General features: G+C 52.3%; 9 protein-coding genes and 1 tRNA gene. 6 read left to right on the top strand and 4 right to left on the bottom strand.

The window, feature by feature from the left end:
• The first annotated feature begins 390 nt into the window (after positions 1-390).
• The gene (locus AB1L42_RS22780; protein ID WP_367062101.1) at positions 391-1,839 is read left to right on the top strand and encodes a sulfatase-like hydrolase/transferase; all 1,449 of its coding nucleotides are present in this window, start codon (positions 391-393) and stop codon (positions 1,837-1,839) included.
• A 39-nt stretch (positions 1,840-1,878) separates the two neighbouring features.
• Here the strand turns inward: AB1L42_RS22780 and AB1L42_RS22775 are convergent, their stop codons facing one another.
• A complete protein-coding gene (locus tag AB1L42_RS22775) occupies positions 1,879-3,249 on the bottom strand; it encodes an SDR family NAD(P)-dependent oxidoreductase (RefSeq protein ID WP_367062104.1) in 1,371 nt (456 codons plus the stop codon).
• A gap of 77 nt (positions 3,250-3,326) precedes the next feature.
• Here AB1L42_RS22775 and AB1L42_RS22770 point away from each other — a divergent pair, with 77 nt between their 5' ends.
• On the top strand, positions 3,327-3,473 hold the full coding sequence (locus AB1L42_RS22770; protein ID WP_367062098.1) for a hypothetical protein: 147 nt from the start codon (positions 3,327-3,329) through the stop codon (positions 3,471-3,473).
• A 356-nt stretch (positions 3,474-3,829) separates the two neighbouring features.
• A tRNA-Asn gene (locus AB1L42_RS22765) sits at positions 3,830-3,902 on the top strand.
• Here AB1L42_RS22765 and AB1L42_RS22760 read toward each other — a convergent pair.
• From AB1L42_RS22760 to AB1L42_RS22750, 3 genes are all read right to left on the bottom strand, one after another.
• Positions 3,891-5,567 (bottom strand): recombinase family protein, encoded by a 1,677-nt coding sequence (locus AB1L42_RS22760; RefSeq protein WP_367062095.1) that lies wholly within the window; start codon positions 5,565-5,567, stop codon positions 3,891-3,893. The two genes, AB1L42_RS22765 and AB1L42_RS22760, sit on opposite strands and share 12 nt — an antisense overlap.
• Before the next feature lie 51 nt (positions 5,568-5,618).
• Positions 5,619-5,837, bottom strand: a complete 219-nt coding sequence (locus tag AB1L42_RS22755) for a hypothetical protein (RefSeq protein ID WP_367062092.1) — start codon at positions 5,835-5,837, stop codon at positions 5,619-5,621.
• Between the two features lie 86 nt (positions 5,838-5,923).
• Entirely contained in the window at positions 5,924-6,706 is a 783-nt protein-coding gene (locus AB1L42_RS22750) for a helix-turn-helix transcriptional regulator (protein ID WP_367062089.1), read from the bottom strand.
• Positions 6,707-7,717: 1,011 nt separating this feature from the next.
• On the opposite strand from AB1L42_RS22750, the gene AB1L42_RS22745 reads away from it, so the two are divergent.
• The 3 genes from AB1L42_RS22745 (at position 7,718) to AB1L42_RS22735 (ending at position 9,989) form a co-directional block, all read left to right on the top strand.
• Complete coding sequence (locus AB1L42_RS22745) at positions 7,718-8,356, top strand: hypothetical protein (RefSeq protein WP_367062086.1); 639 nt, start codon at positions 7,718-7,720, stop codon at positions 8,354-8,356.
• A 13-nt stretch (positions 8,357-8,369) separates the two neighbouring features.
• Positions 8,370-9,383, top strand: a complete 1,014-nt coding sequence (locus AB1L42_RS22740; RefSeq protein ID WP_367062083.1) for a hypothetical protein — start codon at positions 8,370-8,372, stop codon at positions 9,381-9,383.
• 246 nt (positions 9,384-9,629) lie between these two features.
• Complete coding sequence (locus AB1L42_RS22735; RefSeq protein WP_367062080.1) at positions 9,630-9,989, top strand: hypothetical protein; 360 nt, start codon at positions 9,630-9,632, stop codon at positions 9,987-9,989.
• The last annotated feature ends 1 nt before the right edge of the window (position 9,990 follow it).

Here is a 9,990-nt window from a genome sequence, read left to right as displayed (position 1 = left end):
TAAGGCAACTGAAACTCGCTTTAGTTCGTCGCTAGTTAATTCGCTTAGCGCTCGTTTATAATCTCATTATCTAGCTCGCTGTTGACCAAGTCATTCGGGGTGAAGAACTCTCGAATACAAGATGCGTGTCGATTATTGCTAATCATGGTTCTTATTGGCGTCTGACGCAAAGCCAGCGAACGAGTGCCGAGGTTCGACATTGCCTCGTTTGGTGGCAATGCTCTGAACTCAACGATACCGTGCAATAGTGAATCCAACTCGTCGCACCTCTGCTTCGAAGGACGCAACTCGCATAAGTGGCTGCAGCCTGCATGATTCGGAGCCCCCAAGTTGAGTTGTCTTCACAGGCGAACACCAACAAAAGCGTTCAATGTTCAAGGCGGGAATCTGATGCCAATTGCGAAAAGACTCGGCTTCCGTGAATCAGCACAGATGATGCGGAATTCACTCAGATTGTTTCTCATTCTCTTTGCGAATTTCACGATATGGAATCAGGTCGGCTTCGCTCAGTCATCACGCCCAAACTTCGTCATCGTGATGGCAGACGATATGGGCTACGAAGGTGTGAGCTGTTTCGGAAACCCACTGTTCAAGACTCCAGAAATAGATCGACTGGCCGCTGAAGGGATGCGTCTGGTGGACTTTCATTCTTCGGGTACTGTTTGTTCTCCCACTCGGGCTGGGTTGTTGACCGGGCTTTATCAGCAACGAACCGGCATCGAAGCAGTCATCCATCCCGATCACAATCACCCGGAACACCGCAAAGGGTTACAACTGAGCGAAACAACTTTCGCCGAATATCTCAAGGAATCAGGTTATGTCACCGGACTCATCGGAAAGTGGCATCAAGGGTATCCACAGAACTCAGTTGACTATCACCCGCAGAATCACGGCTTCGATGAATTCGTTGGATATCACAGCGGAAACATAGACTTCGTCAGCCATGTTGGCGATCACTATCGGCACGACTGGTGGCACGATCGAGTCGAAACTCAAGAAGAAGGCTACACGACGCATTTAATTAATTCGTACGTCGACAAATTTATTCGTCAACACGCCAACTCTGATCAGCCGTTTTGCCTTTACGTTGCTCATGAGGCGATTCACAACCCTGTTCAAGTTCCGGGTGATCCCGTGCGACGCACAATCGATCATTGGGACCGCTGGAAATGGCAAGATCACACGCCGGAAGAACGCGTTGAAAAATACAAGGGGATGACTCTTCCTCTTGATGAAGGAATCGGACAGCTGAGAGAGACCCTCTTAGAACTAAAGATCGCTCAGAATACGTTCGTCCTGTTCTTCTCCGATAACGGTCCCGCTGGCGATTGGCCGGATACCGACGATTTCCGAGGACGCAAAGGCTCTGTCTACGAGGGAGGACATAAAGTCCCAGCCATTGCATGGTGGCCAGGAAAGATTCCGGCTGGAACATCATCGGAAGTTCCAATTATCAGTATCGACGTCGCTCCAACTTTGCTCGACATCGCAGAAGTCGCTGTCGACGCCACCTTTGATGGAGTCAGTTTTCGAGACGTGGTCATTGATCAAGGAACCATCCCGCCGCGTCCTCTCTTTTGGGCATCTCTTTCAAATTCGGGTAGTCGCAGTGAAGCGATGAGATCAGGAGACTGGAAACTTGTCGTGAATCATCCCAAGGCCAGACCGGGGTCATTCGAAAACCCGAAACCGGAACTCTATCACCTGAAGAGCGACCCCGGAGAAACGACTGACGAAAGTCATGAACACCCCGAAAAGGTCGAAGAAATGCTCGACCAATTGAGATCCTGGTACGACGAAACCCAAGTCCAAGCCACGAGTCAACCCGGCGGCTGGTGAGGATTCCGAACGCCTCAGGGTCTAACTTGTTGAAGTTCGTTAGCGACTCGTTTCAAGAGCTTGCAGCAATCGAATTTCCTTCAAGAGGATTTCAACCGGATCGCCATTCTTGACCGGAACAAGGCTGACTGTCTGGTCGGTGGCCACTCGTGGTAGGCGAGGGCAGTGGATGCTCAGACTCCGATCAGACTTAACAAGAAAGCTGACCAGCGCCTCGCCAGCTGTCTTGGCTGCCACGTATTCACCCATATTGACCGGCAGTTCGTCGATGGCCACGGTCGACGGGTAAAGGATCGCACACTTTTCGGTTTCTCGAAAACGTTCTAGAGCAGTCACAAAGCCATTCACATAGAAGCGGCAAAATTTGTCGAACAACTCGTTGACGAACACCCCTTTGTTCCCGCCAAACACGAATGGGGTTGCGAAGTAATAAATGTGCGTGGCTCGATAGTCAGCATCCTCAAAGGTTGCCGACTGATCATCGGCGGACAGAACGTTGTACTGGAATCTACGAACTCGGACGCCTGCACTCTCAGCGTCGTCGCAGATTCGAACAGCATCTTCTTCGCCCATGTTGTACGTGAATGAAACATCAGCTCCACCTGCAGCCAGCATCTTGACCGCGATCTCTCCCATCCCTCGGGATCCTCCGATTACAAGTGCTCGCTGGTTTGTAAACTCATCTTTGGTGACAAGTTTCGCGATTTCAGAGATCGAAGGTTGCTGCTTGGGAGAAGGTCTTCGAAATGCTCGAATGTCTCCGTGGCATCCCGGACCCTCAAGCTCCATCGAAACCATTCCGATCGCTGCGTTGTACCGCTTCACTGCGTACTTCAAGAGAGGTTCTTCGGACTCGCGATCAAAGGTAAGTTGCAGTTCAGCGAATACAGAATGCATTCCGGGACATTCTCCACCCACAAGCCTTGAACAAGTCACGACAGTTGAAAGTTGATCCGAAGGGATGAGAGTTGCCAGCTTTGGAAAGAGTTTGAGAGCCAATTCCTCTTGCAGGTACAAATCCATGACCCCAGTCGTCGTCGCAATTTTCTCGTCTTCGAGTTCCGTTGGGACTACTCGCTCCGGAATCTCATTCTTCGGTAAACATCGCTTCTGATTGCGAGGGCTGCCGGTCTCGACCTTCATCGTCAACGCAACTGCGCCGTTGCTCACCAGTTCTGCCTGAATCGAGTCGGAACTTCTCTCAATCGCCACAGCGACTTCGTCACCCACCAGCAGTGGTTTGTGGAACATCGCCCGCAAGCGGGTGATCTCACATAGCAATGACTCATCTTGCAGCGCACGATCGAGCACCCAGAGAACCGAGTGAATTCCATGCACAACAGGGCCACCGAACAGCAACCGGCGGCTCGCCACAGGATCGACGTGAAGTGGATTGTGATCACCAGAAATCAGTTGTGCAGGCGCTATGCAATCGCCCCTCTCCTTCAGTGAGCGTGATGTCAGAACCCCACAAACGGAGGACGACCATGCGGAGGACGAAATCGCCCGTGACTCAACCCCAACAGTGGCTGAATTTCACCACCGGTCAGGTTCGACTCAAGCAACCAAATCTCGATCTCCAATACGCAAGAGTGTCGCGAAAAGCCTCAATTCCCAACTATGCAGACCAGTAGAATACCGGGTTACCTGACAGGAATGGCTGTTCTCTTCCGCCACGGATCAGCAAATCCGCAATTGAACAAAACTTTTCCGGTCGCACCCCATCAAATTCCCAGCGGTTGCAAACCGAAGGAACAGCGAAAAAGCGATTTTTTTCCACCTGATGCGACCATCTGGGCGGGTGAAGTGACCGGTTGCTAAGTGTTGTCCAGAAAGAGGTTGCGGTAAAACAGATCTCGGAAACGAAATGACGTTCAATAGCAGGAAAACAATCCAACGTCACCTATCAAACTCTCAGAAATGCCTCAGCCCCCCGATCTCGAAAGTTGGCTTGCAGGACACTCACTCATTTCATAAAGTTCCCGCGTCTTCCCCGATAGCTCAATTGGTAGAGCGCCGGACTGTTAATCCGTAGGTTGTAGGTTCGAGTCCTACTCGGGGAGCTGATTCATACGCTCGGAGTTCCGGCCGTCTAACGGCTGTTCTGCGAGCGTTTTTTGATGCGCGGTTGCTTCCCAGCCGGGGATTTCTTCCTCGAACAGCATGATCTCCATGAGACCGCTGCTCGGATCGTCCTCCTGCTGGTGGACGTCGATGGCGGCGATGTAGCACGACAGCAATTCACGAAGACCGTGCAGGTCCCCCATTTCTCGCAGCCGGTTGACGATGAACGGGAAGTCGCAGTAGGTTTCAGCTGCCACCTCGGCAGAAAGAGACTGTTTTTCTCGGTCCGCTCGCTCCAACTCAAGACGGTTGATACGTTCTTGGGCAGCCGCTTTGTCTTTTTCTAGGGTGATGATCCGCTCTCCGAGCGTTTTGAAGTCTGCACCTGCTTCGATCGCCGACATCAGGTTGCTGAGCGCACTTTGCTTTTCGCGAAGCTGAGCACGCACGGCATTGATCTCGCTCGTGATCGCAGCGACCTCCTCGCCCTGATATTTGCTGGCAGCCTCGACGGCGATTTCGATTTCAGAGCGGTTCTGCGCCCACGCACTGATCTGGTCAACAACGAAGTTCTCGACGGTATCTGCTGGCAGGTAAGCAGCGTCACACTCCGTCCTTCTGCTGCGTTCCCTGAGATTACAGACATAGTAGAAGTTGCGAGTCTTGTTTCGACCTGAACACGATTTTGGAGTCATCAGGCTGCCACACTTTCCGCACCTGACCAGCCCCTTCAACAGATACACGTGCTCAGTCTGAGCTTTTGTGTTTGTGCAGGTATCCCCATTCCGTTTGATGATGTCCTGGACTTGCATGAACAAATCCTCTGGTACGATCGCGTCGTGCTTGCCGTCGTAGATCTCTCCTTTGTGCTCGACCTTTCCCAGATAAACTTGGTCTGTCAGGATATTGATGACTGCTTGCTTGTAGTAGCGGCCACCACCTTTCGGCTTTCCCTTTTTGGTAACACTGCGAGGCCGGACAATCCCCTGCTCCTTGAGATGTTGGAGAACGCTGCTGCCGGAGCCAAGTTCAACGCATTTCTTGAAGAAATCATTGATCAAAATCTCTTTCTGTTCCTCATTGATCTTCAGAACTCCCTTCTCGTCGGGGTCGAGATCGTAACCAAGTGGGATGCTACCACCATTCCACAACCCCTGTTCGGCGCGATGCTGCATGACAGCGGCCGTTCGTTCAGCTGTTTGTTCGCGTTCGAGTTCTGCGAAGACGAGGATGAGTTTCAACATGGCCCGGCCGACTGCGGTCGTTGTGTCGAATTTCTCATGGAGACTCACAAATTGAACATTGTTCGTCTCAAAAGTTTCCCAGAGGGTGAAGAAGTCACGAAGCGATCGAGTGATGCGATCAATCTTATAGACAATCACCGTGTCGACTCTTCCGGCATGGATGTCTGCCATCATACGTTGGAACTCGGGGCGATCGAGATCCTTTCCTGACCGTCCTTCTTCGCGGTAGCGGTCAACGACTTCCCATACCTCGTCGTTATCTTTTTCGTTCTCAAACTTGATGGCAGCGTCCATGCATGAGAATTGCGTATCGAGTCCTCCGTCTTCGACCATGGCTTGACGTTGAGTTGAGACCCGACCGTACAGAGCACATTTGCGGATGATTTGAGTTGATTTCGCTTTTCGGGATTTCTTGTTCATGTTGTTCCTTTCAGTGTGGATCTTGGGAATGCTAGTGCGGCGACTGGAGCGTCAGGCACACATGACTTCGCTTGCAAGATTGCCTGCTCGCAGAACAAAGCCAGGGTGTTCCTGGAGCCAGTCCATGAGTGCAGATCGCATCACTGCGACGATCAATTCAAGTCGCTGTTTGGCCGTCTTGTTGAAGTGCGGATGTTTTGGATTCGGGGCAAGCGTCCCATAGGGCACCAGCTCTGCCGTCCATTCATGCTTACGTTTGTTTTTAGACATTTGGGAGCTCCATCGAGTGAGCCCGCCATACCACACTCCCTGGCAGCGATGACGGAAAATTTGAGCCAGTCCTGCAATGGGCTGGGTCACAGGTTTCGTATGAGCTCTATGGCTATGCCGACAATGTTATCGATGTCGACGGCTTCTTCTGCGAACTGCTTCTCCGCAGGTTTGTCCTCGGGAGGATCGAGTTGAATCGACCGAAGGCGTTTTCCGTCGATTTTCTTGTCGAGGTAGCTTTTGAGCTTTGAGTCAGGACAGGTTTGGATTACCCAGTCATTTGATGAATCGTCAAATGAAATCCACACTCGTCGTAGGGTGATTGTGTTTCCGCTTCGCCCTTCACTGAACACGACGCAGAGCTTTCCGTTCAGTGCTTGGAGATTACTCCGCAGCCGTTCAACAGATGACTCAATGACGATCAGGTCATCTGCTCGCATCCGCTCTGACGGATTACTAAACGCCGGTTCGCACGCTCGTGCAGGAATGGCATAGAGCGATGCACGGAATACTGTCGGAGAAACAGCCACTGTGTTGATTGTGAGTAGCTCCTGGCGACTCGCTGGATGTCCATCGAGAAGCGTGCTGGCGATCGGGACTTGAGTTCGTGAAGCCCTGTCGATCTCTCCTTGGGATTCGAGCGTCGCGATCAATTCATCGCGGTCCACATTTTCAAGTTTCGCGATGCGTTCGAGCAAATCGCGGCCGGGCTCCTGCTTCCCATTGAGGATTCGAGAGACAACCGGCTGAGCGCATCCAACGAGTCGGGCAAATTCACGCTGGTTACCGCCTGATCGAGTTTCGACAAGTTCAGCGATCTTCTGGGCGCTTGCCGAAAGCTGTGCAGTCCCAACTTTTTTTCTAGCCATGATTGATCCCTTGATTCAAATGAAACCGGATGATACCATTGCATGGTATCGTTGTGCGTGAGAGTGGTCAAGTGATCGACAAGAAGAACTGGCCTGCATTGTCTGACGACAGCCCGTCTCGGCTCATTTTTCAGAGTTAGGGTGCTTGACGAGCAATATGAGATTCGAGCTTGAGCAAGACCTAGCTTGGGGAAACGGCCATCAACCTCGTCTCCCGCACCCAAGCGTGAGGCTTCACATCGAAGCATCGCAAAATGAACCATTCAACGACAAAGGACATCTGTGGTGATTGACTTTGAATACGATGATCTCGGCGAACGGCATGGGAATTGGTTTGACGAGGACGGTGGGCGAGCCCGTCGACTCGCTTGCTCGTGGGAGCCTGAGGCGTTTGGTAACCGTCCGATGGACTGGGCTCGCCGCGATCTGGTGCTCGGTGCGGTTCAGCGAGATCGAAGAAATTGGGCCTATCGCAAACTTGTCAAGAACCGCCATCCAGCTTTCTTTCACGACACAATCGAATGGTCGGAACGCAATCGAAGCGGAATCGCCAGGGCTCGATCGTTCTTATTCTTCCATTATCTCGCCCTGCTCCGACTCTCAAGATCTGACTCGGAAACGTCATCGCGAACAGCGAAAGAGATGATGGATTGCTGCCCAAATTTCTTTCTGGCTCGGCAATCTCGCCAGCGGCGAGTGTTCCGGCCTTGTCGGCATAACAAGGCGTGTCCCTTCTGCCTCGCAAGAGCGGCAGAGGAGGCTTACAGCTCGCTGCTGACAATGCCAAGCGTCCGATCGTCGATACTTGTTCTCGCCAGCGTAACCCACGACGTCACCAGTCTTTTTTCTCACGGCAGCACGATAGTGCCGCAAGTCAGGCGTGCTTTCTCCAGGCGTTTGCGTAATTGTGCTGAATCCTACGGCGCAAATGCAGGCATATTTTCAATCCAGATTGGGCCTCGGTGCAAGGCAAAGCCAAGACTCGACAATTTCAATAGCGAGAGCGATTGCATGCTGGGCTATTCCATTCGTGCGTCGGTCCTCTTTCAGGTACCTCTCGATCTGTTTAGCGCAAAATTTGTCGTGGACGATGGCAACATTGATGAAGAAAACCTGCTGGAAGATTTGAGCATTATCGGCGAGGCACCAGCGGTGCGTATTGGAGCATTCTGTTCACGAGACCCATTGCGTTCGCTCATTTTTGGTGAGCCACCGGGCAATCGGGTTTCAGAGATGAGAGACGGCTACGAGGGCCTGTTCGCGTACCAGCAATGGCACTTGGCGAATGCTGATCAATGGCACGAGTTTTCGTCAGCAACCAAAGGGACACGGCTATTCTCTCCGTGGGGCGAGTGGTACGGGACTCGCCAGGCACCTGTGACGAATCCGTTGACGCCTGCGAGCGAGCGCAGAGGCGCGTTTCGCAAGCGAGAGGTGCTACGACAAGCCAACCAGATTCGTGCAAACGAAGCAGATACCAGGGCAAGCTCAATTCGTGAGCAACTATGGACACAATTCCAGTCCTACCAACGCTCCCACGGGCGATGGCCTGGACGATCTGAAATCAAGCGTCTTGCGGGAGTGAACGCAGTTCCCATATCTGACCGCCAAGCAAGGCGAGTCTCCCAAATGATCCGTCAAGAAAACTAGAAGAAGAGAACAAATGCAGGATTTCAACACTCAATTCTCCGGGATTAGCTTCCTGGATCGCGCTATTCCGGTTGGCCACAAACGCAACGGTGTGCATGCCATTCTTGGCGCAACAGGAACTGGGATTACGACTCTCGCTTCTATGATTGCAGCTGAGGGTGGGAAACAGCACCTCAAATCATCAAGCCAAAAGTCTGAAGGACGATGGGCCTACGTTGCTTCTCAGTCATCACTCAAGGAGCTGAAAACTCGGCTAACGTGTTGCCTTGCAGACTTGCCCTTCTCTGCGGCGAGTGAAGGGAGACTCGATGCGGTTGACGGTTGTGGTGATGTGCGACAACGGTTGGAGACGGCAACCTACATGGTTGATAATGGTTTCTGTCTCGTGGATGCGAACAGTCTGCCGGTCGCAAGTTGGGGGAGTCCAGCACATGTCGCTGTCGATCACATCTTGCAACAAATTGGGTGTGGAACATTAGTCGGACTCACGATCGACGATGTGCCCTCGCTCATCCAGGGGAGAATCGGCGCAAAGCACGCCACGACTCGAGACAGCATCTCGATGACCACCAGTTTGCTACGAGAGTGCCGAGATTTCGCGGAAGCTCTTGGTTGTCCTATTTGGATCGGACATCAGCTTTGGGGAGGAGTGGCAACAAACAAACCACGTGCGGATCTGACACACAAGGACGCGATGGACTACTACGAGTTGGACAAGTGGATTGACACTGCATTCGTATTGGGAAACCACGCCCAGAACGGAATGTTTCAAATTCGTTGTACTGAGCCATTTGCGGACGATGAAACTTCGCTTGCCGTTGTAAGGTTTCGACCGGGAGGGACCTTCATCCAGGAGGTGGATTGTGAGGAACGCACCGCGTTTTTGACCGACTCTTGGAAGCGGCCTTCTTTCGATATGCCAGAAGATGTGCGGCAGCTTGTCATCGACCGCCATGCCGAATTGAGGAAGTCATCTCGCGACGAGGAGTTGAGAACTCGCATGGTACGGGCCGCAGGGATTGAGTGAAATATCCTAACATGCTTTCGGAAAACAGGTTACGTGGACAGATGGTTGTTTCGTATAGCGCTGCTTCTCTTTCTTTTCTCGAAGGGTAAGTGTTTGTATCAGAGGTTCAATAAATGAAAGAAGAACAACGATATACGAAACAACTCGTTCGAGCCGTAAACACTGCATCTCATGGGGTTTCAGGATTGCAGGACAAGCAAGAACGGCCCGTACCATGTCGAGAACAATGTTGGTTGGAGATATGCAATGAGTGAACTGACTCCGCGAGAGATCAACGACTTTTGGCTGCGAGGAGTTCTGCCCACCGCAGCACGAGCCGCCTGTGTCACGCAGGAGGAACTTGAACGCCTCAAGATACTTCAACGGCACCTTCGCGAGTACGAGAAGTTGCGTCAGCGCGTGCGAGACAAATACCTGAATGGAGCCCCGGTAGTCGCTGGCGAGCTGTCACTCGAAGCCACCGAGACAGAGCAGCGGAGCTTTTCGTTTGAGAGCCTTTCCGCAGTCATCGGTCCCGAGGAGACCCAGCGGCTGAAGAACCAGCTCGAACCGAAGCGGGTCATACGCCTGTCGGTCATCGACTCACCAACCAGTTCGGAATCGTAGG

Origin of the sequence: Thalassoglobus sp. JC818 (assembly GCF_040717535.1) — a bacterium.
Classification (GTDB): Bacteria; Planctomycetota; Planctomycetia; order Planctomycetales; family Planctomycetaceae; genus Thalassoglobus.
This window is presented reverse-complemented; position numbering and strand designations above follow the sequence as displayed.